Source organism: Rossellomorea sp. FM04394, assembly GCF_041889765.1.
GTDB classification, from domain to species: domain Bacteria; phylum Bacillota; class Bacilli; order Bacillales; family Bacillaceae_B; genus Rossellomorea; species Rossellomorea aquimaris_B.
Map to the genome: position 1 here is coordinate 1,046,211 of NZ_CP168654.1, position 25,262 is coordinate 1,071,472.

Below are 25,262 nucleotides of genomic sequence, written 5' to 3' on the forward strand. Positions count from 1 at the left end.
GCTTTTGCATGTTTATCGCTACTATTTATTATTGAATAGAAAACGTCTCTTTGATCAGCAAGTCCTCAGGTGATTCCCCGATTTGATCTTGGTGGAAATAATCTCTGATGACTCCATCTTTTAGATAGTTGACGATGGAGACCATTGTCATACCCTGATCTAAAGCGAGGTAGGCGTTTGTCACTTCTCCCGTTTCCACATTGACTGAATCAAGGAAGCCGTATTTCCCGTACATATCGAAACGTTTCAACGCCTGGATGTTTTTGAACGCTTCCATCGGCGCGTATTCAAGCGCCAGGAAAGTGGCATGTGGAGTGACCGTACCATCAGACTTATAGCCGTCCATACCTAATGGAGTAGCGGCAAATTCTGAATAATTATCTGGTGTGGCTGCTGGTGACATGCCCCAGGCTGCATATCCCTGCTCTTTGGCATATTGAATCTGGATATCTACATGACGCTTATTGTTCAAGCCAAGTGCATTTTTCCCAAGTTCTTTTTCCTTCAGTACAAGCTGTGGCATCAATGCTTCAAACATGCTTCCTCCCCAGCTCGGTACATATTTAGTGCCCTTGTAGCTGTAATGTCCTTCGAAGACATCTACACCGTCATATGTTTCTGTATATCCTTCAGGAATTTGAGCCTGCCAATCCCAGCTTTCTGGCATGGTGCGGAACATTCTCCACCAATGTTCTTCCGGTACATCTTCTTTCCCAATCGCGATGTAGCTTGCTACGCGTGGTTCCGTATAAAAGGCACCGTAGTGGTGAGCAGTATAGCTCTCTGTTGCTACATCATATCCGCCCCGCATTTGTCCTACTTCCGGTGTGTAAAGAGTGGAATAATCCATGTCCTCTACGAGTGCGTGGGTCTCTTTATAGAGTTCCGGATACGCTTGTCCCACTACAACCAGCCCTGCAGACAGCCATCCATTATCTACAGTTGAGATGAATTGACCCCAATCCGTCATGAGGGTTGCATCTTCAGTGTAGTACCAGTTGTAAAATAACCCGTTCCATTTTTCCATCTCTTTTAACGAATTCAACGTCTTTTCGATGTTAGTCACGGCTTCTTCACGTGAGATCAGGCCGACTTCCTCAGCTGAAATCGTACTCATCATATACATGGCAATATTCGTAGGAGAAGTGAATTTCTGTGCATTGATCTCCCCGTTATCCATACGGACGGCATCAAACGTGAGGCCCGTTTTCTTATCTGTAAAATCTTCGAAGTATCGATAGGTATTTTTTGAAATCGCTTTCAATTGTTTGGATAATGCGATTTCTTTTCCTTTGTTTGTGCTCTCTGCAGAAGCCGCAGCAGGGAGCGTGGCGCTGACGATCAGCAATAAAGCGATCAGCAATGAAAAATATTTCTTCAAATTTGACACTTCCTTTCATTTTAGTGAAACGTTTCGATTAAAAGTATACAAGAGTTGTCAAGAGACGTATATCGCTCAATAGTAACAATTGTCTGAAAATAACACGTCGGCATATTATCTCTTTTTTGGGTCTTTTATACCAGTATCCTTCGCAGGTAAACTCTAATACAGACACCGCCCTCAATCATAGGTGCTACTGTATGGGGTGACTAGCGTCTTATTTTGCCTACAGTGCCATTGATTTCTATTGAAAAAAGGATATTTTCCCATTATGTAGAAAGTCATAGATACATAGTCGATAGGGGTGAGCAGGATGCAGGGTTTCCATTATAAAAACTACGACGGTTTAGGGCTCGCAGAATTAGTGAAGAAAAAAGAAGTACATCCTAAAGAATTGGTTGAAGAGGCCATTAAACTAACAGAAGCCCACAACCCGAAGTTGAACGCAGTGATTCATAAAATGTATGACCAGGCGAGGGAGGTTGCAGACAAAGAGATTACTGGAGCCTTCGCCGGTGTACCCATGCTATTGAAAAATATCACTCAGGAAATAGAAGGGGAGCCCATGACAGCAGGTTCAAAATCCCTTCAAACCTACCGGGCGAAGACAGATTCGGAATATACCAGGAGATTGCGGGAAGCAGGCGTGGTCATTCTGGGGCAAACGAATGTACCTGAATTTGCTTTAGTCGCTGTTACGGAGCCTTCACATCACGGTGCGACAAGAAATCCGTGGAACCTGGATTATACGCCTGGAGGTTCAAGTGGCGGATCAGCTGCTGCGGTAGCGGCCGGCATTGTTCCGATCGCGGGTGCCAACGATGGTGGGGGGTCTATAAGGATCCCGGCTGCCTATTGCGGGTTATTTGGTTTGAAACCGACGAGGGGAAGAACCCCAGTTGGTCCAACCTACGGAAGAACATGGCAAGGGGCCTCGGTTGAGCATGTGTTAACCCGGTCGGTAAGAGATGGCGCTGCCATGCTGGATGAATTAAAAATGTATGAAAAATCTGCAGCTTTTTATGCCCCGCCATTTGAAGGAAGCTACTTAGAAACTTCACAAACTCCAGTAGGCAAGAAATTAAAGATTGCCTATTCAACAGCTTCCCCCATACGTACCGAAGTACATCCTGAATGCGAAAAGGCTGTTGTGAAAGCTGCTAAAGTTCTAGAGTCCATGGGTCATGATGTGGAAGAAAAAGAGGTACCTGTGGATGGACATAAGATTGCGAGAAGTTTCTTAACCATGTATTTTGGGGAAACCGCTGCATTGTTAACCTCTTTAGAAGAAGTGCTGGGACGAAAAGCGACTTATGCTGATGTGGAACCGTCGACCTGGCTCCTCGGTTTGATCGGAAAGGCCACACCTGCTGAAGAATTCATCCTGAGTATGAGGGAGTGGGACAAAGCAGCTTATCAAATGGAAACATTTCATGAAACGTACGATTTCTACCTTACTCCTACAACGGCTTTTCCCCCAGCCAAGATAGGAGAACTGGAACCAACCCACACAGAGAAATTCTTGATACGTTCAATAGGGAAGCTGGGACTCAGAAGGCTGTTGAAAAAGATTGGGATCGTTGATCAGATAGCACAGAAGAATCTGATGCGTACCCCTTTTACACAGTTGGCCAATTTAACAGGACAGCCGGCCATGTCACTACCGATACATCAAACGTCTGAAGGGCTGCCTGTGGGAGTCCAGGTGATGGCAGCAAAGGGTAGAGAGGATTTACTGTTGCAATTGGCTGGAGAGATTGAGAAGTCTGAGCATTGGTTGGAAATAGAGAAAAACCCTTTGTTTTAAAAGGGGGAGGGAAGTAGGGACAGGTTCCTTGTCCCGACTCCCTTTTTGTGACTGGGACAGTTGACCTGTCCCTCTGTCCCAAACCTTACTTAATCATCCCGACAATCCTTTCACAAATCTCATGGGTTACGAGAGAATCCTCAATCGATGGGTCAGGCGTGGTACCATTTTCCACACAAGCTAAGAAGTGATCTACTAAATCATAAAAACCACGCTTATACAAAGTAGGCTCCCAATCACCAAATGAAGAAAAGCTGACTTCTTTATTATGATAATGGGTCGTTTCAACGAGACTGTCGACGACATATTTATGATGACCTGCAGAGTACTCGATGATTTCCTCCGTCACACCTCCATCCCGGTTCATGATGCCGACAGCGGTACAGTCCTCACCGATCAATTGGATGACTAAATGGTGGAGCTTGTCTTCTTTTTTTAGATACTGAACCTTTACATCCAGGACAACGGTATCCATTAAGAATCGCAGAGTATCGACGACGTGGATGAAATCTTCCACGATGAACCTTCTGGTGTAATCAGGTAAAGCGTATCTATTTTTTTGCATAAGAAGGAAGCTCGGTTTCCCATGCTCTTTAAGCTCTTTCACTTTTGGTATGAAACGTCTGTTAAAACCAACCATGGCGATTTTGCCCTTTTCTTTTGCAAGCTGGACGATTCTTTCGGTTTCGTGAAAGTTCAAGGAAATCGGCTTATCTATGTAAACGTCGATGCCACTCTGTAGTAGTTTTTCCGATATTTCAAAGTGTGCTTCCGTTGCAGTACTTATAAATGCTGCGTCTATATTGGATGCAATCAGTTCCTCCACCGTCTGTACCTTTTCCGGGATCCGATATTTATCTGCCAGAGCATTCAGGCTTTCAGCATTCCTCGTGCAAAGCACCAACTCTATTCCTTCTTTTTCAGAGAGAACTGGAAGGTAGGCTTTCTTGGCTATATCTCCTAATCCGATAAGTCCGATTTTCATCATTTTCACCTCGTTGATTATTTTGTAGCTTTCTTTCATTATATTAATCTCTATTGATATATCAAATGTAAGGCTTGTAAGAATGCAGAAGTTACTCTAAAAATAACGAAAAACACGAACGATATATTCATTAATAAAAATATTATTCGTATTTCTGTTGTATATTCATTTCGGGTCTGTTATAGTAGCACAGTACTGATTTTACATATCGTTACTCGTATATCCTCGGTAATATGGTCTGAGTGTTTCTACCTGGTTCCCATTATAAGAACTAGACTACGAGTTGAAGTATTCGGTTTTACGCCTTTTTTGACGTAGCCACTTTGTGATGGACATCCCGTTCGTCACCTATACTTTGACTTCGAAGGTCTGGAAAGTAGAAACCACTCTACATGTTCTGGATCTTTTTCTTTTGGCCGAAACAACGAGATATCAACATCAGGTAAAAACGTAAAAGGAGAGATTGTGATGAAAAAGAAACTAACATTATTTGCATTATTATCGGTATTAGCATTATCCGTATTTACTGGCTGTAGTTCGACTTCAAAGACTGCAGCGAAGCAAGAAAAGGCAAAGAGACCGATTATGATACAAGGTCCAATGCCTATTGAAGCTGAAAAGTTTGCGGGTAAACTAGAAAATGTGAAAGAAGAAAAATCGGGATCATTTGTTTTCTATATAGGAACGCTTGATAGTTATCCTGTCATCGTTGCCAAAACCGGTAAAGGTATGGAGAACACGGCAGCTGCTACTGCGGTAGCCATTGAGAAATACGATCCAATTGCCATCATCAACCAAGGAACATCAGGTGGACATGACCCTGAGTTAGATGTATTTGATATCGTGTTAGGAGAAAGAACCGTAAACCTGGGTTCATTGAAAACAGCTGACAAAGCTGATAACGAAGGAATTGATCCAACCGTCTGGAAGCCGATGGACTTAATGGCTTCTGAAGGCAGTGCGGGTGAAGACCCAAATGCTGAGAAGATCCGTTATTACGATGGAGACGAAGACTTACTTGAAGCTGCCAAAGCAGTTAAGGATACCTACACCAATGGGAAAATCGTCGAGGGTACCATCGGATCTGCAGACGTGTGGAATAATGAAGTGGACCGCATCCAGTGGTTCCATGAGAAATACGGTACTTCTGTTGAAGAAATGGAAGGGGCTGCAGCAGCACAGATTGCGGGTGCATATGATGTAGCGTTCCTGGGAATCCGTGTACTGTCAAATAACAAGACAAACGGTGGGGCATACAACCCGGAAACCGCATCAGCGAATCAGGAATATGTCTATGAAGTGGTTAAGGAGTATATTTCCACTATGGAAAATAAATAGTGTTGTGGGGCCAGACCCTTGGCAAACTAATGCGTTAGTGAGCCGGGGTCTGGCCTCTTTTTATATAAAAAGTTTTACACATTTTGTTAAAGGGAAGAAAGAAGGAAGGCACGTTTTTAATAGGAGGAATACAGAATGGCTAAAACAATTTTCATTACAGGAGCAGGAAGTGGTCTGGCAAGAGGAGCATCACTCGGTCTTGCAAAAAAGGGACACCGTGTGATTGCGACGACAGAGCTGACTTCCCAGAAAACCGATCTTATGAGGGAAGCGGAAGAGCAAAATGTGGATATGGAAGTATTCAAGCTCGATATTACAAACTCCAGAGATCGGGAACAGATTACCAAATATGATTTCGACGTATTTGTAGCAAACGCAGCGATCAATGAAGGCGGACCACTCGGAGAAGTTCCTATGGACCGTTTCCGTGCACTATTTGAAGTGAACGTCTTCGCAACCCTTGAAACCGTTCAACTGGCCGCAAGGAATCTTGTGGTAAAAGGAAGCGGAAAGATCGTGTTCATGAGTTCCATGGCAGGGATATCAGCGACACCATATGTGGGTCCTTACACAGCAACGAAGCACGCCATTGAAGGAATTGCTCAAACCTTGAAATCGGAGCTTGAAGAGTTCGGAGTGAAGGTTGCAACCATCAATCCGGGTGCGTTCGAGACGGGCTTCAATAAAAGAAGCGCAGAGGAAATCTGGAAATGGTTCGACGATGAAAAGAACTTTACCCGTAAAGAAGATATGCTAAAACAGCAGGAAGGGTTAAAAGACCAGTTCGATCCGGAAGACATGATTCAAAAGATGATTGAAATCATCCCCGCCGATAACCATAAATTCCGTACGGTTTATCCGGAAGAAACGGAGAAGCAGCTGAAGGAAACCCAGCAGGAACGTTGGGAAATGGAAATTTGATAAAGGATCATTTTTAGTAACGGCCCATTCGATTGTGGATGGGCTTTTTTTAATGAAGGTCCGTCCCTTACCGCGTTAAAGCGTTGAGGGACGGACCTTATCGGGTAAGAACCCTCTCCGTATGTTACAATGTTCTAATGCGTCACAACATTTTTAACATCACACGGAGATGATCATTATAGAAACGAAAAACTATTACTATATTTATTCATGGGAAGCGAATGAAGAATCCTTATGTGCATTGGAAAGAAGAGCGTTGTTTGGAAAAAGCTCTGAATCTTGTATTCTGGAAAGTTCAGTGAAAATAGATCCAAGTAGAAGTCCTTTTATTAGAGAACGGCTTGAGATCATATGCGAGGGAAAAAGTTTTGAAGATTTACTCGTAGAAATAGAAAAATTAGAAGCGCTGGATGGATTCAAAGTAGTATATGTACAAAATCCAGATTCCGAAAGAGTGGGCTTTAAGAAGCTGCGTAGGATTGAGAAGGAAGTGGGCATGCACCTGAAAGGAGAAGCCGAGTTAGTCGATCCGGTCATTTGGTTCGGGGTCATGCAGACGAATGATCGTTGGGTATTCGGAAAGCACATGAAAAATGAAGCGGTTTGGTTACACCATGTGAAGAAGCCACACAGCTATTCGACGGCACTAAGCACGCGTGTAGCAAGGGCGGTCGTGAACATTGCGTCTCCAAATCCTGATGGAATCAAGATGATCGATCCTTGTTGCGGAATCGGGACTGTACTTGTCGAGGCGTTGTCCATGGGAATCGATATAGTCGGTAGTGACCGCAATCCTTTGATCCTCGATGGAGTAAAGGAGAATATCGCTCATTTTGGTTTTGAAGGGGAAGTCTCGTTAAAGGATATTAATGACGTAAAGGACAGCTATGATGTGGCAGTGATTGACCTTCCCTACAATCTTTGTTCAGTGATTACAGACGATGAGCAGCTTGACATGCTTCGCAGTGCGAGAAGATTTGCAACGAAGGTCGTGATCGTGACGTTGGAAGATGTGGATGCCAATGTTGAAAGAGCGGGATTCCAGATTGTGGACCGTTGTGAAGTGAGCAAGGGGAGATTTGTACGTCAAGTTTTGGTGTGTCAGTAAGAGTGCCGGATACAACATTCAAAAAGAGACTCAGAAATCACTCTGAGTCTCTTTTCTATTTACCTGCCCAGAATGGCCAGTACCCCTTTGTAAATCAGGTAAAGTGAGAAAACCACCATAGCTACTACCCCAATCAGGGAAAGGATAGTTGCTACACTTGCTAAGAACGTTCCTGCTAAAGGAACTTCCGTTAATACAAAACCTGCCAGAATGCCGGCAAGCATCAAAAGAACAAATCGATCCATGTCTTGTTCCCCCCTTTCAGCACATTATATGTACAAGCTGAAACAACAGTGAGGGTTTATGAAAAATGTGTTTATGACATGGTGGATCCTCATGATAACATTCTAATAGAAGGCTGATATGAATTCGGGTACTTCTCTCAGGTGGAAGATAACATTTATCTATATAACTTTAAATTATGTCAAGAACAAGTGGATCGATTGGTTGCTATAGTTGAAAATCCTGACAGTAGTTCTCATTCCGATGACTTTGATTTTTGATCTTTTCTATTAGAGAAAAGAGGAGGTTCCCAAAATGAAACTTTGGGAACCTCCTCTATTTGGCAGTTATGAAATTTGACAGGGTGTTTTCTTTTATGTTTTAACCGGTTACCTGTACCAGTGCCGAATTACTTCGCCAATTCATCCCGATCGGCTGCCATGGGAGGCTGCTCAAGCCACCCTTTTTCGATCAGCATTTTTACGCCATCCTTAGAAAATTGGGATATTTCAACAACCAGTCTTGAAATATCAAGGGAAATGTCTTCTCTGAAAATCGAGGTGATGCCGATTCCATAGTTAACCATGCTTCCTGCGTTGGCGAGAGCCACATGATATAGCATAAGTTTTTCTGAAAAAGGGGCGACCTTTGAGTCCAAGACTTCGGGATCCCATAGTTGAGGAGATGGCAGATGGTCTTTTGTGAGTAAGTCTTGAAGGATGGTGATATTCTTCTGAGAGATATCCCTTCCCCGTACCATGTATTTTTTTAATTCCTTTGATTCCACCACCTGGCTGAATCCCATCATCAGTGATTTTCCAAGTTGGTTTGAGTCCAGGTTGACATACATAGAGGTTATTTCTGTCGAAGTCATCGGTCTTTCCTTACCGATCAGCTTATGTAGAAAGTCTTTGGATTCGATAAATCTCACCTTATCGGGAATAGGGATGAAAGGTGCGCGAATCAGGAGTCCTTTCGCAAGCATACTATTCATGGCGTCCTGATACAGTTCACTCGCATCATCAATGCACTCATCGAAGTATTGTCTGATATCATCCCTGAACGAAACCGTCAACGCGTTTGAAAACAGGAGTAAGTTAATGCGGGAGGTTTCCTTCAGATAGAACAAGTAAAATTTGTCGGTGAAGATGGCAGGTGCCTCTTCATTCAAATCGTTATCACTAAATCCGATGGGGATGGGGAATGTCTCCTTGTGAAAGATATCCTTTAATTTCGCAATATGCTTCCTTGTCATTTCCTGTGCTTTCTCGAGCAACTCTCTTATGCGTTGATCGTCTACATTTGTTAAATAATGGGTGTACACACAATCCAACAGGGTTTCGCCCAAATAATTTTTCCATAGTTCACCTAATTCCGTCGAGGTCAACGTAATATGTCTGCCGTCTTCATTCTTCAAATGCTCACCTTCTTCCTCCATTATCTGTTTTATCTTTAGCATTTCAGGTACAAATATTCCTGTCTTTGTTAAGGTGTTTTTCATTAAAAGTGGCCCAAATAAGAATATTTTTCTAATTTAAAAAAATAATATTATCACTTGGAAACGTGAAGCATTCACTCGAAATCCAGTATTAGCAGGCATTTGAGTATCCTTGAACTCGTGACAAATTCTCCCTTATGACATTTGTCATATCCAGCATATGACACCTACTACTAACACGATGATTTCGCTTATCTTATAATAAATCCAACGCCTTAAATGAAGGGAATTATGACATGACAAATATAAAAACGTTGAAAAAAGAAGTTGCTCCTTATGAAAAGTCAACCACAAAAGAAAGTGTATGGCAGATGGTCAATACGCTGGTGCCGTTCTTTCTATTATGGTTTCTTGCGTATCAAAGCCTTTCCGTATCGTACTGGCTCGCACTCGTTCCAATCGTGATCGCTGCAGGGTTCTTAACGCGAATCTTCATCATCTTTCATGATTGTACACATTTCTCATTCTTTAAAAGCCGCCGTGCGAACCGAATCGTCGGAACCGCTATGGGTGTGTTGACGCTATTCCCGTTCGATCAGTGGGGACATGATCATGCCGTCCATCACGCGACAAGCGGGAACCTGGATAAGCGTGGGACAGGTGACATCTGGACGCTGACCATTGATGAATATTTAGCAGCACCTCTTAAGATTCGTTTAGCGTATCGCTTTTACCGCAATCCGTTCGTTATGTTCGTTTTAGGACCGATTTATGTATTCCTTCTGAAAAATAGATTCAACCGTAAAAATGCACGTAAGAAAGAACGTAATAACACGTATTTAGTGAACGTGATCATCGTGGCCCTTATCGCACTTCTATGTGTGACACTGGGATGGCAGGAATTCCTGCTGGTACAGGGATCAATCTTCATGGTTTCAGGATCGATCGGTATTTGGTTGTTCTACGTACAGCATACGTTTGAAGACTCATATTTCGAAGAAGACAAAGAGTGGCAATATGTGTTGGCAGCTGTTGAAGGAAGCTCCTTCTATAAGCTTCCAAAAATCATGCAGTTCCTTACAGGTAACATCGGCTATCACCATATTCACCATCTAAGTCCGAGAGTACCGAACTACAGACTGGAAGAAGCGCATAAAAACTCAGAGCCATTACAAAAAGTACCAACCATCTCACTTTTAACAAGCTTAAAGTCATTACGTTTCAAGCTTTGGGATGAAGAAAACAAAACGTTTGTAAGCTTTAGAGGCATCAAGTCTCTGGATAAGTCAAAATCAAGAATTTCAACTGAAGCCAAACCTGAATTATAAACCTGACCGACTCTCCTTATGACCGATTCATATAAGGGGAGTCTTTACTTGATAAGGCCTTTAAAAGGAGAGAACCTACATGATTCGAATCGTCATACAAGAGGACCAACAGTTGCTCCGTGAAACCATGAGCTCCCTCCTTAACCTGGAGAACGATATGGAAGTCGTTGGTCAGGCATCGGGCATACAGGACTCCCAAACACTTATCCAACATCTAAAACCAGACCTCTTTATCATGGATATTGAAATGCTGGAGAGGGACGGACCTCTAGAAGCATTGAAGGAAGAAGGATGTCATCTGCTTATATTAACTACATTTCGCAAAAATGGTTATATAGAGCTGGTCCAACAAGCAGGTGCAAAGGGGTACATGTTGAAGGACAGTCCGAGTGAAGAGCTGACCTCCTCGATTCGCAGCATAGTGGAGGGGGAGCAGGTTTATTCTCCGAAGTTAATGAAAGAGGATGAGGAGACTCAGGAGTCTGATTCATACCACATTCCCCATCCACCTGGCCAGGTGAAAACCTATTTTACAATGATCATGGATAAGATGAAGTTACCGACTGGATGAAAACCCGATAAAGGGCCTGACCCCCACCTGCAGCTTATGCAGTGGGGTCAGGCCCTTTAATGTATTACCATTCCTTCGGTTCATAATCCAAATCCTGAAACAGTCGCGTCTTTTCTTTTTTAGAAAGGTCACGCCATTGTCCTACAGGCAGATTTCCTAAATGGATATTCATGATACGCGTACGCTGCAGTCTATATACCTCGTATCCAAGGGCTTCGCACATACGACGGATTTGGCGGTTCAATCCTTGAGTCAATGTGATTTGGAAGACATACTTGGAAATCTGCTCAACCTTACATGGGAGTGTCTTCGTTCCCAGAATCTTAACACCCTCTGACATTTGCTTTAGAAAATCCTCTGAAATCGGACGGTCAACCGTCACGATGTATTCCTTTTCATGCTGATTCTCGGCGCGGAGGATTTCATTGACGATATCCCCATCGTTCGTAAGGAGAATCAAGCCATCCGAATCCTTGTCCAGCCGTCCGATATTGAAAATTCGCAGGGGATGATTGACGAGGTCCACAATATTCCCTTTCACGCCTTTTTCGGTTGTACTCGTAATCCCAACGGGTTTATTTAAAGCGATATATACATTATTTCGTGCCACTCTTACAGGGGCTCCGCTCACCTTCACATCATCCCCGGGATTGACTTGATCACCAATCTTCGCGATCTTCCCGTTAATGGTCACTCTTCCTTCTGTAATCAATTTATCTGCACCGCGTCTGGATGCCTTTCCAGCTTCACTGATATATTTATTGATACGCATGTTCAACACAACCTTAAACTGATAATTAATAATCTAAGAATATCGGACTGCTGCTTTCTTTTCAAGGGATTCCCTAAATAGATCCCTACCGGGTGGGTTATCTTATCAAATAAAAAAATATTTTCAAAAACCCCCTTTACATTCACGCAGCGTCAACCTGTAAAGTAAGAATTGTCAGGAGGTGAAATCATGGAATATACCGTTAAGAAGCTTGGGGAGCTCGCTGGTGTGAGCACGCGAACTCTGCGCTACTATGATGAAATTGAGATTCTAAAGCCGGCAAGGACCAATTCGTCAGGATATCGGATATACGGGCAGAGGGAAGTCGACCGACTGCAGCAGATCCTCTTCTATAAAGAATTAGGTGTAGGACTGGACGAAATCAAGGATATCCTGGATGATCCTGCCTTTGACGCAAAGCATGCCTTGATGGAACACCGCGAAAAATTGTTAGCCAGACGAGAGCAGCTTGATCAATTGATTGCAAATGTAGATAAAACAATACATGTAAAGGAAGGGAAAATGACCATGTCAGATAAAGAAAAGTTTGAAGGCTTCAAACAAAAGATGATTGATGATAACGAGAAAAGGTATGGAAAAGAAGTACGGGAGAAATATGGTGACAAGGCAGTGGACGAATCCAACGCCAAAGTGATGAACATGTCACAGGAAGACCATGAAAGAGTCACAGGCCTTGAAAAAGAGATAAAAGAAACGTTAGCCGAAGCGTTCCAAACAGGTGATCCAACAAGTGACATCGCCCAGAAAGCTGCTGACCTGCATAAAGAGTGGATTACATTCTATTGGGGACAGTACAGCAAGGAAGGTCATGCCGGTCTTGCTCAAATGTATGTCGATGATGAACGGTTTAAGGCTTATTATGATGAAGATCAGGAAGGTGTGGCAGAGTTTTTGAGGGATGCTATCCACATCTATACAGGGCAAAAATCTTAAGTGGAATAAACAAGAAGTACTCTGCTCCACTAATAAGTGTTATGATATGAGGACGAACTTGAAAGAACGTACCTTATGATAACGGAGTGAAAAAATGAGTAAACCAAAGAAAAAGAGCGGAACAGGCCAAGGCACAGGAAAAAAAGGCTGGAATCGCTGGCAGGCCGGGGCCAATAAGAAAAAGAGCAACAAGCCTTATACGAGTAAAGGCGTAAAGCATGGAAGTAAGCAGGAAGATAAGTAGTCATATGTAAGTCCATTTCCTTTCGGGGGAGTGGACTTTTATATAGGAAGATAGTGACAAATTCATAAAAGCATTTGCTATTTTTACGATTTCCTGTTATTCTAAGAAAGAATTATTTTTGTTCGGTCTGTAAGGAATGAAAGTATTTAAACTTTTCGCCTTTGATATCTAATTGAGCAACGATAGTAATAAATCGTGGATTCAAGTCCACACAGGAGGAAACAATTATGCAACAAGGTACAGTAAAATGGTTTAACGCAGAAAAAGGTTTCGGTTTCATCGAAATCGAAGGTGGAGAAGATGTATTCGTACATTTCTCAGCTATCCAAGGCGAAGGATTTAAATCTTTAGACGAAGGTCAAAAAGTTACATTTGACACTGAGCAAGGTCAACGTGGACTTCAAGCGACTAACGTAAACAAAGCGTAATAGCTTTATGATGAAGGACTCTCTTTGAGGGTCCTTTTTTATTTGCGACATAAAAAAGATGTGCCTGCCGTTCGATCGCAGGCACCTTTTCACCATTACGTTAACGCATACTTGATGATTCCCTGAATGTAAACGGAGGATTCATTCTGATTACATTCCCTGATTTTGATTTTTCCTTCTTTTTCTAACTCAGCTGCCAGATTTTTGATTGTTTCTGCTTCTGCTTTTGAAGTCAGAGGGATTTCAATTGAAAAGAAGTTTCCGCGACTGGCTTGATTTAAACTCTTTAATAATCCAATTTTATTCATTTGGGTCATCCCCTTTATCTTTTACTTTCGACATAAGGACGGATTTATCCTTTACTGATAGAGAGTTTAAAGAATAAAGATGGATTGAGGGTGATTATTGTATTCGATTTGCTTTTTCTCAGGTTATCTGTTATTCTTAGTAAGAATTATTTTTGTTCGGTCTGTAAGGAAAGAATAAGTATTTAAACTTTTCGCCTTTGATATCTAATTGAGCAACGATAGTAATAAATCGTGGATTCAAGTCCACACAGGAGGAAACAATTATGCAACAAGGTACAGTAAAATGGTTTAACGCAGAAAAAGGTTTCGGATTCATCGAAATCGAAGGTGGAGAAGATGTATTCGTACATTTTTCAGCTATCCAAGGCGAAGGATTTAAATCTTTAGACGAAGGTCAAAAAGTTACATTTGACACTGAGCAAGGTCAACGTGGACTTCAAGCGACTAACGTAAACAAAGCGTAATAGCTTTTGATGAAGGGACTCTCTCGGAGGGTCCTTTTTTTTTTTGTGTTGTCGGGGCTGAACGAGCCGCCTGCACTTTAGGTTTCATCCAGCTCCGGCGGCTAGCCCCTCGAGGTCATAAGCTAAATAGGCCAGGAAGGCAAAGTGCGCCTTCCCAGCCTATTCATCTTATGCTTGTCGTGGCTGAACGAGCCGCCTGCACTTTAGGTTTCATCCAGCTCCGGCGGCTAGCCCCTCGAGGTCATAAGCTAAATAGGCCCGGAAGGCAAAGTGCGCCTTCCCAGCCTATTCATCTTATGCTTGTCGTGGCTGAACGAGCCGCCTGCGTTTTAGGTTTCATCCAGCTCCGGCGGCTAGCCCCTCGAGGTCATAAGCTAAATAGGCCAGGAAGGCAAAGTGCGCCTTCCCAGCCTATTCATCTTATGCTTGTCGTGGCTGAACGAGCCGCCTGCGCTTTAGGTTTCATCCAACTCCGGCGGCTAGAGGCTCGAGGTCATAAGTCAAACATGCCAAAAAGTCAAAGAGCGTCTTTCCGGCATGTTCGCCTTATGCTTGTCGCCTCTGGGAGAGCCGCCTGCGCTTTAGATATAAAAAGGGACCGACAGCGTTCGTCGGTCCCGGAGACAACATGTTACAAGTTAAAAATGGTTAGGTAAAGCATAACACACTATCGGTGGAATACCTAAAGATATTTGAAAAGAATTTGCTGGGGGTATAATTCCATTGAATAGAATCGACACTTTCCTATGAGAATAAAACTAAAGAATGAATAAATGAGGTAGTGAAATGAGTATAAAACAATTTACGGATTATAAGCTTAGTAATGATATTGTAAGGGCTCTATCCGGTTTAGGGTATCAAGCTCCAACCGAGGTTCAATCCAAGGTGCTTCCATTGGCTCTGGAGAAGAAGGATCTTGTTGTGCGTTCCCAAACAGGAAGCGGTAAGACAGCCTCTTTCGGGATTCCGATTTGCGAGATGGTACAGTGGGAAGAGAATAAGCCTCAAGCCCTTGTGCTGACGCCGACCCGGGAACTCGCTGTTCAAGTAAAAGAAGATATCACAAACATCGGGAGATATAAGCGAATCAAGGCGGCTGCGGTGTACGGGAAATCTCCTTTTCATCGACAAAAGCTTGAGCTTAAGCAGAAAAACCATATCGTAGTAGGCACCCCGGGCCGCGTACTCGATCATATTGAAAAAGGTACATTCCCATTGGAAAAGCTTGCGTACCTTGTGATTGACGAAGCCGATGAGATGCTGAACATGGGCTTTATCGAACAGGTGGAAGCGATTATTCAAGAGCTGCCGACGGATCGGGTAACGTTGACATTCTCAGCTACATTACCGGAGGATGTGGAAGCACTCTGCCATAAATATATGAAGAAACCCGTTCATATTGAAATCAAGGCAACAGGTATCACGACAGATAAAATCGATCACTCTTTGATCGAAGTGAGAGAGGAAGATAAGCTGACTCTTCTTAAAAACGTCACAACTGTTGAAAATCCCGATAGCTGCATCATCTTTTGCCGAACAAAAGAAAATGTGGATACATTATGTGAAGAGTTGGACAGGTCAGGGTATCCAGTGGATAAAATTCATGGCGGTATGATTCAGGAAGCCCGCTTTGAAGTGATGGATGATTTTAAGAGAGGGGAATTCCGCTATCTGGTGGCAACGGATGTGGCAGCCCGTGGAATCGATATTGAGAACATCACACACGTCATCAATTATGATATCCCCATGGAGAGAGAAAGTTATGTTCACCGTACGGGGAGAACGGGCCGCGCAGGTTCTGCAGGAAAGGCGATCACCTTCTGCACACCGTATGAAGATAAATTCCTTGCCGAGATTGAAGAATATATCGGATTTGCGATTCCAAAGCTGCAGCCGCCGTCGGAAGAAGCAGTGGCAAAAGCAAAGACGGATTTTGAACGAAAATTAGACACGGAACCTGATTTTAAATCAGATAAGAGTGCGCAGTTGAACAGAGATATCATGAAGCTCTACTTCAATGGCGGAAAGAAAAAGAAAATCAGGGCTGTCGATTTCGTCGGAACAATTGCGAAAATCGAAGGAGTGAGCGCTGATGACATCGGGATCATCACCATCCAGGAAAACCTTTCTTATGTGGAGATATTGAATGGCAAAGGGCCGTTAGTCTTACAAGCCATGAAAAAAACCACAGTCAAAGGTAAGGTGCTGAAGGTCCATGAAGCGAGAAAATAAATAATCTTTAAAACATGCAGCGGATTTATTGGAATTCGCTGTTTTTTTATGTTTTGGGAGAACATTTAGACGGGGCCATGAGAAAAAGGGGGAAGAAATAGTCCTTTGGTGTTCCTTCTTATATATGGTGAGTGATATATCAGCGGAATCCGGTTTATATCAGCGAAATTTCAAATTTATCAGCGAATCCAGACATTCAAAGGTAGGCTCGACTAGCATTCTGTTTTCCTTCTTCACATCCAGATAGGATCTCAGGTCCACCGGCAAGGATCTGATTATAACGGCGAAATTTTCAATATAACGGCGAAAATCAATTTTTAACGGCGAAATCCATGATTTAACGGCGAAATCCCAATTAACAGTGAATGAACTATTTAAAACAGGAGAAATTGCCAACGACCAACCAGCTCTAAGTTTTGGTACACGGTGCCTGTCCCCATGTCCCATCCCATGTCCCAAAAAACATCGTTATAGAAAAATAATGTTGTAATCGTTTTCAACCTGTTGTATTATTCAGTTAAAGGAAATCCGAAACGTTTTGGGAGATGTGCAAGTGACTACGATTAAAGATATTGCAAGAGTAGCCGGGGTATCCGTTACGACGGTGTCACGAGCGTTAAATGGGTATTCAGATGTCAATGAAGATACTAGGAAGAAGATTGCTCAAGTGGCAAAAGAGTTGAATTATAGCCCTAATTCCATTGCCAGAAGCCTGGTCATGAAAAAGTCGAAAACGATTGGCTTACTTGTTTCCGGATTTACGAAGGAAAGTGTGAAGGATAATTTCATCGTGGAAGTGCTGGCAGGGATTAATGAATTTGTTTCAGGTTCTGATTACGATCTTGTTTTATTCAACACCAATTCTTCGAAGCAGCGTGAGAAGACTTATACGCAGCTTTGCAGAGAAAGAAGAGTGGACGGGGTGATCATCCAGGGGATCAGAACGGATGATCCTTATTTACAGGAAGTGGTTGAAAGTGATATTCCTTGCGTATTGATCGACATCCCGCTTGAATCCGAATATGTGAGTCATGTGACGACGGATAATGTATTAGGGGCTGAAAAAGCGGTCCAGCATTTAATCCAATGTGGCCATACAAACATTGGGATGATTAATGGACATGACTATGCGTTTGTAAGTCAGCAGCGTTTGGAAGGATACAATAACGCTTTGCAAGGTGCACAGCTCGAACTCAATTCCAGCTACATCGTAAATGGGGAGTTCACAGAAGAAAGTGGAAAGAAAGCAGCTGCAGCATTACTAACCTCACATCCTGAAATGACAGCATTATTTTGTGCAAGTGATCTAATGGCCATCGGAGCGATGAGTGCGGCGAAGCAGCTGAACATTAGGGTGCCAGAAGACCTTTCGATTGTCGGATACGATGATATCCTGCTTGCATCGTATGTGAGCCCGAAGTTGACCACCGTACGACAAAATAAGTTTCAACTGGGGTATGAAGGGGCAAGATTATTGCTGGATTTATTGACAAATCAGTCAGGGCCCCATCGAATGGTGCTTGAGACAAGGTTGATCAGAAGGGAAAGCACAAATCATATAAACGAATAAACGTTGGTATAGATCTTTATGATAAAGCCAACTTTTATTTAGAGGCTGATCCGAAACGTTTTGGGAATGAAATGATTTTTTTTAACGAATTTCCAAAACGTTTCGGGAAACATCGTAATGATCAATGAACAAAAAAACAAAACGGTTTGAAAGTAGGAGGAACCATTATGAACTACAGAGTGATTAAAGAAAACAACTTATTTCTTCTTACAGATGAGCAAGGAGATATCATAAAAGACCATAGTTATGGGCTTGGTTTATACAAGAATGACACGAGGTACCTTAGCAAATTGAATGTGAAAATCAATCATGAAAAACCGATTCTATTACATTCCGATGGATCGGAAAATTATATGTCTACGATACTATCAACGAATCCCCACCAGGAAGAGGATGGAAATCTCATCCTTTGGAGGGAATCAGTCCAAATCGAGCGTAAGCGCTTTATTTATGATGATGTGTTGTATGAAACGATTACAACGAAAAACTATTATCCAAAACCTGTATCGTTTGAGTTGAATGTAGAAGTCGATGTGGACTTTAACGATATGTTTATCGTACGCGGGTTCCAAACTGGAAACGTAGGAAAGAGAACAGGTCAGAAAGTTGAAGATCAATCCATCACCTTCCAGTATGAGGGTGCGGACAATATCAATCGTGCGACAAAAATTCAGTGGGATGCCAAAACGAAAAACGTGAATGAAAATGGAGAGATTACTTTCCAGGTAGAGCTTCAGCATGAGGAAGAACAGTCCATTACATTTATGATCGTTCCACTTGAAAATGTAGAAACGAGAGATGACATTTTACCTGTTGAGGAAGCACTTCAAAAATTAAAGGTTTCTTATAAAGAATGGTCGGCTCAGTTAACGAAAGTAGAGACGGATTACGAACCGCTTCAACGTCTGGTGGACAGAGGTTTATCAGATCTTAGAGTGTTATTGACTGACACCGGATACGGAAAGTTTCCTGTAGCTGGTCTGCCTTGGTTCGGAGTTCCATTCGGAAGGGATAGTCTGATTGCCGCCCTGCAAATGATTGCGTTCCAACCCCAGGTTGCAAAAGGCACCCTGTTCACCATGGCGAGTGAGCAAGGGACGAAGGTGGATCCTTGGAGAGACGAGCAGCCAGGAAAGATCATGCATGAAATCCGCTACGGAGAGCTTGCGAATACGGACCAAATTCCGTTTACGCCTTATTACGGAACGATTGATGCAACACCGTTATTCCTTGTCCTATTGACAGAGTATGTGAAATGGACGGGTGACATGGATACGTTCCATCAGCTTGAGGACAATGTGAAGAGAGCGCTTGAGTGGATCGACCAGTACGGAGATCGTAATGGAGATCTATTCGTTGAGTACCACCAGGAATCATCCAAAGGGATTGCCAACCAAGGCTGGAAGGATTCCGGGGACTCCATCGTTCATCGAAATGGGGACTACGCTGATACACCGATCGCCTTAGTAGAGGTTCAAGGCTATGTGTACCAGGCAAAACGTGGATTGGCTGCTGTTTATAAAGCACTTGAAAAGAAAGAAGAGGCTGTCCGATTAGAGACGGAAGCGAAAAACCTGCAAGAACGATTTGAACAGGAGTTTTGGATGGATGACCTGGAATTCTACGCCATCGCCCTTGATCAAAAGAAAGAAAAGGTCGGTACGATCACCTCCAATCCAGGACATGTTCTGTATTCAGAAATGATGTCCGGTGATCGGGCTGCAAAAGTAAGTCAAACGTTGACGGGTGACAAGATGTTTTCTGGCTACGGAATCCGTACCATGGGGAAAGGTGAAGCTGGCTACAACCCGATGAGCTATCACGATGGCAGCATTTGGCCACATGATAATAGCATGACGTTACTTGGATTAAGCAAATTAGGATTCAAGGAAGAATCCAAGAAAGTGATGAGTGGATTGATCGATGCGTCACATCATTTCGAATACGACCGCTTGCCGGAGTTGTTCTGTGGATATGAGTCTACAATCGGGAAGGCTGTAAAGTATCCGGTCGCTTGTTCTCCACAAGCGTGGGCAGCGGGGACACCACTCGTGTTTATTCAATCTCTATTAGGGTTGTTTCCAAACAGCCTGACAAATGAAATACATCTTAATCCGATCTTACTTGATGAAATGAACATATTGACGGTGCACGATATTACGATTGGTGATGGAGTGCTGTCTCTATCCTTAACGCGAAAAGGAGACAAAATAGAAACCTCCATTATAGAAAACTCAACAGGCTACGACATTGTGAAAGAAAAGCAGACGGTGTAATCACAACCAGGAATAACAATCCTATTTTAAATAAATCAAAAAGGGGTTAAGAAAATGGCGAAGAAGAAATGGATCGCGAGTCTAGGTATTACGACGATGTTAGTGGGAACGGTTTTGGCAGGATGCAGTGGATCAGACGAGAAGACGAGTTCTAAGGGAGCAGACGGTGAGAAAGTCGAAATCACTCTTGCCGGATGGGGAGGAAATCCATCTGAACAGAAGCTTTTGACTCAAACAATAGCTGACTTTGAAGAAAAACATCCGAATATTGACGTAAAGCACGAAGTCATTTCTGAGCAGTATATGGACGTCTTGAAAACTCGTTTGATCGGCGGGGAAGGTCCTGACGTTTTCTATTTGGATGCATTGGAAGCTCCTGCCCTGATTGAAACAGGGGTTGTGGAGCCATTGGATGATTACGTAACGGAAGATTTCGATGTGAAAGATTTCGAGAAGCCGATGCTTGAAGCGTTCAAAGTTGATGGAAAGACATATGGTTTTCCGAAAGACTATTCGACTCTGGCTCTTTTTTACAATAAAAAGATGTTTGAAGAAGCAGGAGTGGAAGTTCCGAAAACATGGGATGAACTTCGTGAAGTATCTAAAGCACTGACAAAAGATGGCGTGTACGGATTTGGAGTGGCTCCGGAACTTGCTCGTCTTTACCACATTGCTCAGGCAACCGGTGGGGAAGTCGTGAAGGATGATCAAGCCAACTTTGCTTCGGATAAAGTGGTCAATGCCCTGCAGCCGATCATCGACCAGCATAACAAAGACAAAACCTCTGCACAGGCTTCAGAAGTGGGAGCGAACTGGGGAGGAGAAATGTTCGGTCAAGGAAAAGCGGCCATGGTCATTGAAGGAAACTGGGCGATACCATTCTTAGCGGATACGTTCCCGGATGTTGAATATGGAACGGCTGAATTACCGACCATCAATGGGGAAAAAGGAACGATGGCCTACACGGTTGGATATGTGATGAATGCGGCATCTGAGAAGAAGGAAGCTTCATGGGAGCTGATCTCGTACCTCACAGGTAAAGAAGGAATGGAAACATGGACGTCCAAAGGATTTGCCCTTCCTACACGTAAGTCAGTAGCTGAAAAGTTAGGGTATGACAAGGATGAATTACGAGGGGCACTTGTAGCCGGAGCTCCATATGCAACGGTGTGGGCAGAAGGAAAGAACTTGCCGATCATCATGAACAACTTTAACAACCAATTCATCGCTGCCTTCCTGGGAGACCGACCATTGGATGAAGCACTGAAAGAAGCACAGGAACAAGCGAATAGCGAAATTCAATAATACTTTAAATGTACCTGGCACTCATGACTGTGTCAGGTACAGCTTTACCATTGACTGTATTCTTTCTTTTGAGGTCAAAGCATACAGACCTCGGCGGAAAGAATCCAGGTAATCACTGTAGATTAAGAGACAGATAGAAGGTAGGGATGAGAAATGAACAAACAATCTTCTAAGAAGAGATTACAGGATGCAGGGCAAGGATACTTATTTATGTCTCCCACACTGTTTGTATTAGCGGTTTTTATTATCGGGCCGATTCTTTATGCCATATTTTTATCTTTTCATAAGGTTCAACTCCTGGGGGATATGAGTTTTGAATTTGTTGCATTTGAGAATTTTGCGAGGATCATGGAAGACAACAGGGCCATAATCGCTTTGAAAAACACGGCGAAGTACGTATTGATTGTTGTGCCTACACAAACCTTTCTGGCTTTGGTACTGGCGGCTACATTAAACGCTGGATTAAAAGGTGAGAAGCTTTTCAGGATTGTTTATTTCTTACCGACCTTAACGTCTTCAGCCGTGCTGACGCTGATCTTTATGTGGATGTACAACAAAGAAGGGCTGATCAACAACCTTTTAGAAAAAGTGGGCTTGCCGACGTATAATTTCTTAGGTGATCCTGACATCGCCCTGAATGCGATTATGTTGATGAACATCTGGGCAACGGCACCGTTTTTCATGGTCATCTATCTTGCAGCCCTACAGGATATCCCGGACTCGTTATACGAGGCGGCTGAACTGGATGGAGCGAATGCGATCCAGAAGTTCTTCTATGTGACCGTACCGTTTCTAAGGCCGGTTACATCATTTGTCGTGATCATGGGGGTTATCGGCACGTTCCAGCTATTTGATCAATCGTATATTTTCTCAGGTGGATCCGGTGGTCCGAATAACTCGACGTTAACGGTTGTCCTCCTAATCTATCAATATGCCTTTAAATCATTGGGCACCATGGGGTATGCTGCAGCACTTGCCTTCGCGCTGGCTCTTATCATCCTGGTGGCGACATTGATTCAACGTAAATTCTCTAAAGAAGAATCACTCTATTAAGGGGGATGGAAGCATGAATTCGAAGAAAAAGACGTTCAGTAAACGTCTTCTATACATTGTCCTCATCGGTTATGCCATCACCACTCTGATTCCATTCTTATGGGCACTCTCATCTTCTTTTAAGACATTAGAAGAAATCATTAGTGGAACGATGAATTTCATACCGAAGAATTTCACATTGGATAATTACAAACAGATCTTTATCGAGCAGGAGCTATTTCCAAGATGGTTATTCAATAGTTTATTCATCGCAGTGATCGGGACAGCATTGAATATCATCTTTAATTCCATGGCCGGGTACGCCTTGGCTCGCTTAACCTTTCCAGGGAAAAAGGCATTATTCATCATGATCCTGGCTGTCCTTATGATCCCAGCTCAAGTGACGATGATCCCGAACTATTTAATTTTAAAGGAAATCGGCTGGCTTAACTCGTATCAAGGGATGATCGTACCAGCCATGATCAATGCCACCTTCATCTTCATGATGAGGCAGTTCTTCATCAATTTCCCGAAGGAACTGGAAGAGGCTGCTCAAATCGATGGCCTAAGCCGTTTCGGAATCTTCTTCAAGGTGGTATTACCATTAGCAAAACCAGCATTGGCAGCACAAGCAATCTTTGTCTTCATGGGATTCTGGAACAACTTCATGACCCCGTTGATTGTCATGACCGATACGGAAATGTATACATTGCCATTAGGATTGAACACCTTTAAAGGCCAATACGTCAGCTACTGGAACTACATCATGGCGGCATCCATGGTCTTTACACTGCCGGTACTCCTTCTGTATGCATTCTTTAATCGCTACTTTATTAAAGGAATATCTTTCACAGGCGGAAAATAGTCATTGGGGGGCTTCTCTTTTAGGGAAGTCCCTTATTTGTATCTATGGAGTGAAGGATATGAAAAAAATAGAGGCGGGAAGCAGGAAAGTTGATGGAGTTGTTTCTTTTTTCGCTGAGTTGGTTGTGGTTTATGGTATTGGGGGCCATATTGATGGCGGATAGGGGTTCATTTTGCCATTAGAGATGGATTTATGAGCGATATTTTGAATATATCAGCGAAATCGGGATTAAATCAGCGAAATCCAAATTATATCAGCGAATGATGGCAGCAAAGACTGTGGGCACTGCCTTACGTGGGACAGAGTGCCTGTCCCCTCGTCCCGGAGGTGTGAATTTGATAGTTTGGGTATTGTGAGTGGAAGGGGTATGTTCACAAGTCTCAATCATGTAGTTTTTATGAAAAGATTGCTATTTTATTGAATTTCGACGTTGGTTTAGTTATAGTGGGATAGATTGAAATTTTTGGGAGGAGATACAATGAAATCCATACATGATATTGCCATCATCATTCCCGCCTATAACCCAGATGAAAAATTGACTATTTTAGTGAATGAAATCATTTCTGCTCAATTTTCACGTGTTATTATTGTAAATGATGGAAGTAAAAAAGAGTGTTCCGGGATTTTTAAAGAGTTAGAAGGAATGAAGGAATGTGTGGTGCTTCACCATAGTGAGAATCATGGGAAAGGTCGGGCATTGAAAACGGCTTTTACATATTTTAATGAGAATTATAACGACTCAATGGGCCTCATTACGATTGATTCCGATGGTCAACACACATTGGAAGATATGAAGAAAGTAGCAGCTAAATTAATGGAAAGTCCGAATAGTTTAATACTTGGCTCAAGGGATTTTTCAGAAGAGAATATTCCGTTTAGAAGCAGATTCGGGAATAACCTCACAAAGGTAGTTGTGAAATTTGCCAGCGGTATCAAAGTCTCGGATACGCAAACTGGTTTGAGGGCGATTCCTGCTATGTTTGTAGATGATCTTCTCGAAGTGAAGGGAGATCGATATGAATACGAGATGAACATGTTGCTGGAATGTAAGAAAAAGAATATTAAAATAGAAGAAGTAAAGATCAAAACGATTTATATAGAAGAAAATAAATCATCTCACTTCAATCCCATTAAAGATTCTATCAAAATCTATTCAGTGTTCCTCAAGTTTATTGCATCCTCTTTTGCATCATTTGGGATAGATATCGTTTTATTTATGATATTCTCATTGATGTTGAAGGAAGTGTTACCCGATTCATTTATCATCGTCTCGACAGTGCTCTCAAGGGTTTTATCTTCATTCATTAATTTTATGATTAATAGAAACGTAGTATTTAAATCCAGTTCATCGAATACGATGGTGAAATATTATTCCCTGAGTATTGTGCAGATGGGGATTTCAGCACTGGGGGTACACTATATTTATTCGGCTGTAAGTTCTGGAGAGGTAGTCATTAAGGTAATCGTAGATTCGTTGTTATTCCTTGTTAGTTTTGTGATTCAAAGAGAATGGGTTTTTAAAAATGAAGTTGGTCGTCGTGAGCTGTTGAATAATGAGTAACAGCATTGTTTCGTTTTTATTATTATTCGCGTCCTTAAGCGGATGGGGACTTCTCTCTTTTAATAGAATAAAAGTGCATATAGCTTTTATTCCCATCTTTGTCTTTTCATCCATTACGACAGTTGTGTTTTGTGCGGGTTTAATTAATATTA

General features: G+C 42.6%; 23 protein-coding genes and 1 riboswitch. Of the genes, 17 read left to right on the forward strand and 6 right to left on the reverse strand.

From position 1 onward, the window contains the following. Positions 1 to 28 precede the first annotated feature (28 nt). Positions 29 to 1,390 carry a glucoamylase family protein gene (locus ACCB35_RS05280; RefSeq protein WP_374056070.1) on the reverse strand — a complete coding sequence of 454 codons (1,362 nt, stop codon included), beginning with the start codon at positions 1,388 to 1,390 and terminating at the stop codon, positions 29 to 31. 304 nt (positions 1,391 to 1,694) lie between these two features. On the opposite strand from ACCB35_RS05280, the gene ACCB35_RS05285 reads away from it, so the two are divergent. Further along, positions 1,695 to 3,188 carry an amidase family protein gene (locus tag ACCB35_RS05285; RefSeq protein WP_374056071.1) on the forward strand — a complete coding sequence of 498 codons (1,494 nt, stop codon included), beginning with the start codon at positions 1,695 to 1,697 and terminating at the stop codon, positions 3,186 to 3,188. Between the two features lie 85 nt (positions 3,189 to 3,273). Here ACCB35_RS05285 and ACCB35_RS05290 read toward each other — a convergent pair whose 3' ends face one another. Then, positions 3,274 to 4,176 (reverse strand): Gfo/Idh/MocA family protein, encoded by a 903-nt coding sequence (locus ACCB35_RS05290; protein ID WP_374056959.1) that lies wholly within the window; start codon positions 4,174 to 4,176, stop codon positions 3,274 to 3,276. 192 nt (positions 4,177 to 4,368) lie between these two features. Continuing rightward, positions 4,369 to 4,472, forward strand: a riboswitch (purine riboswitch). A gap of 169 nt (positions 4,473 to 4,641) precedes the next feature. Between ACCB35_RS05290 and ACCB35_RS05295 the strand changes: the two genes are divergently transcribed. The 3 genes from ACCB35_RS05295 to ACCB35_RS05305 all read left to right on the forward strand — a co-directional run bounded on the left by ACCB35_RS05295 (position 4,642) and on the right by ACCB35_RS05305 (position 7,540). Beyond that, complete coding sequence (locus ACCB35_RS05295; RefSeq protein ID WP_374056072.1) at positions 4,642 to 5,511, forward strand: 5'-methylthioadenosine/S-adenosylhomocysteine nucleosidase; 870 nt, start codon at positions 4,642 to 4,644, stop codon at positions 5,509 to 5,511. Between the two features lie 135 nt (positions 5,512 to 5,646). Then, positions 5,647 to 6,432 (forward strand): SDR family oxidoreductase, encoded by a 786-nt coding sequence (locus ACCB35_RS05300; RefSeq protein WP_374056073.1) that lies wholly within the window; start codon positions 5,647 to 5,649, stop codon positions 6,430 to 6,432. Between the two features lie 169 nt (positions 6,433 to 6,601). Beyond that, positions 6,602 to 7,540 carry a TRM11 family methyltransferase gene (locus tag ACCB35_RS05305; RefSeq protein ID WP_374056074.1) on the forward strand — a complete coding sequence of 313 codons (939 nt, stop codon included), beginning with the start codon at positions 6,602 to 6,604 and terminating at the stop codon, positions 7,538 to 7,540. A 59-nt stretch (positions 7,541 to 7,599) separates the two neighbouring features. Here ACCB35_RS05305 and ACCB35_RS05310 read toward each other — a convergent pair whose 3' ends face one another. Both ACCB35_RS05310 and ACCB35_RS05315 read right to left on the reverse strand, forming a co-directional pair. Next, positions 7,600 to 7,785: a hypothetical protein gene (locus ACCB35_RS05310; protein ID WP_374056075.1), complete on the reverse strand. Its 186-nt coding sequence runs from the start codon at positions 7,783 to 7,785 to the stop codon at positions 7,600 to 7,602. Between the two features lie 386 nt (positions 7,786 to 8,171). Next, positions 8,172 to 9,221, reverse strand: coding sequence for a DUF3231 family protein (locus tag ACCB35_RS05315; protein WP_374056076.1), 1,050 nt, complete (start codon positions 9,219 to 9,221; stop codon positions 8,172 to 8,174). Positions 9,222 to 9,496: 275 nt separating this feature from the next. Here ACCB35_RS05315 and ACCB35_RS05320 point away from each other — a divergent pair, with 275 nt between their 5' ends. After that, the gene (locus ACCB35_RS05320) at positions 9,497 to 10,528 is read left to right on the forward strand and encodes a fatty acid desaturase (protein ID WP_374056077.1); all 1,032 of its coding nucleotides are present in this window, start codon (positions 9,497 to 9,499) and stop codon (positions 10,526 to 10,528) included. Positions 10,529 to 10,607: 79 nt separating this feature from the next. Then, positions 10,608 to 11,099, forward strand: a complete 492-nt coding sequence (locus ACCB35_RS05325) for a response regulator (RefSeq protein WP_374056078.1) — start codon at positions 10,608 to 10,610, stop codon at positions 11,097 to 11,099. Positions 11,100 to 11,163: 64 nt separating this feature from the next. On the opposite strand, the gene rluF is transcribed toward ACCB35_RS05325, so the two are convergent. Continuing rightward, positions 11,164 to 11,871, reverse strand: a complete 708-nt coding sequence (gene rluF / locus ACCB35_RS05330; RefSeq protein ID WP_299746019.1) for a 23S rRNA pseudouridine(2604) synthase RluF — start codon at positions 11,869 to 11,871, stop codon at positions 11,164 to 11,166. Positions 11,872 to 12,060: 189 nt separating this feature from the next. On the opposite strand from rluF, the gene ACCB35_RS05335 reads away from it, so the two are divergent. From ACCB35_RS05335 to ACCB35_RS05345, 3 genes are all read left to right on the forward strand, one after another. Beyond that, positions 12,061 to 12,825: a MerR family transcriptional regulator gene (locus tag ACCB35_RS05335; RefSeq protein ID WP_374056079.1), complete on the forward strand. Its 765-nt coding sequence runs from the start codon at positions 12,061 to 12,063 to the stop codon at positions 12,823 to 12,825. 94 nt (positions 12,826 to 12,919) lie between these two features. Continuing rightward, positions 12,920 to 13,069, forward strand: coding sequence for a DUF3934 family protein (locus ACCB35_RS05340; protein WP_082051258.1), 150 nt, complete (start codon positions 12,920 to 12,922; stop codon positions 13,067 to 13,069). 227 nt (positions 13,070 to 13,296) lie between these two features. Next, positions 13,297 to 13,497 (forward strand): cold-shock protein, encoded by a 201-nt coding sequence (locus ACCB35_RS05345; protein ID WP_064094055.1) that lies wholly within the window; start codon positions 13,297 to 13,299, stop codon positions 13,495 to 13,497. A gap of 95 nt (positions 13,498 to 13,592) precedes the next feature. Here ACCB35_RS05345 and ACCB35_RS05350 read toward each other — a convergent pair whose 3' ends face one another. Next, positions 13,593 to 13,805 (reverse strand): hypothetical protein, encoded by a 213-nt coding sequence (locus ACCB35_RS05350; protein ID WP_374056080.1) that lies wholly within the window; start codon positions 13,803 to 13,805, stop codon positions 13,593 to 13,595. Positions 13,806 to 14,068: 263 nt separating this feature from the next. Between ACCB35_RS05350 and ACCB35_RS05355 the strand changes: the two genes are divergently transcribed. The 8 genes from ACCB35_RS05355 (at position 14,069) to ACCB35_RS05390 (ending at position 25,110) form a co-directional block, all read left to right on the forward strand. Then, positions 14,069 to 14,269: a cold-shock protein gene (locus tag ACCB35_RS05355; RefSeq protein WP_064094055.1), complete on the forward strand. Its 201-nt coding sequence runs from the start codon at positions 14,069 to 14,071 to the stop codon at positions 14,267 to 14,269. Between the two features lie 786 nt (positions 14,270 to 15,055). Then, entirely contained in the window at positions 15,056 to 16,501 is a 1,446-nt protein-coding gene (locus ACCB35_RS05360; RefSeq protein ID WP_374056081.1) for a DEAD/DEAH box helicase, read from the forward strand. Positions 16,502 to 17,054: 553 nt separating this feature from the next. Further along, positions 17,055 to 18,071: a LacI family DNA-binding transcriptional regulator gene (locus ACCB35_RS05365; RefSeq protein ID WP_374056082.1), complete on the forward strand. Its 1,017-nt coding sequence runs from the start codon at positions 17,055 to 17,057 to the stop codon at positions 18,069 to 18,071. A gap of 167 nt (positions 18,072 to 18,238) precedes the next feature. Beyond that, a complete protein-coding gene (locus tag ACCB35_RS05370) occupies positions 18,239 to 20,347 on the forward strand; it encodes a glycogen debranching N-terminal domain-containing protein (RefSeq protein WP_374056083.1) in 2,109 nt (702 codons plus the stop codon). A 54-nt stretch (positions 20,348 to 20,401) separates the two neighbouring features. Continuing rightward, positions 20,402 to 21,652 carry an ABC transporter substrate-binding protein gene (locus tag ACCB35_RS05375; protein WP_374056084.1) on the forward strand — a complete coding sequence of 417 codons (1,251 nt, stop codon included), beginning with the start codon at positions 20,402 to 20,404 and terminating at the stop codon, positions 21,650 to 21,652. Positions 21,653 to 21,805: 153 nt separating this feature from the next. Next, on the forward strand, positions 21,806 to 22,705 hold the full coding sequence (locus ACCB35_RS05380) for a carbohydrate ABC transporter permease (RefSeq protein ID WP_044339849.1): 900 nt from the start codon (positions 21,806 to 21,808) through the stop codon (positions 22,703 to 22,705). Positions 22,706 to 22,718: 13 nt separating this feature from the next. Then, positions 22,719 to 23,549: a carbohydrate ABC transporter permease gene (locus tag ACCB35_RS05385; protein ID WP_374056085.1), complete on the forward strand. Its 831-nt coding sequence runs from the start codon at positions 22,719 to 22,721 to the stop codon at positions 23,547 to 23,549. Positions 23,550 to 24,027: 478 nt separating this feature from the next. Beyond that, positions 24,028 to 25,110, forward strand: coding sequence for a glycosyltransferase (locus tag ACCB35_RS05390; RefSeq protein ID WP_374056086.1), 1,083 nt, complete (start codon positions 24,028 to 24,030; stop codon positions 25,108 to 25,110). Positions 25,111 to 25,262: the final 152 nt, after the last annotated feature.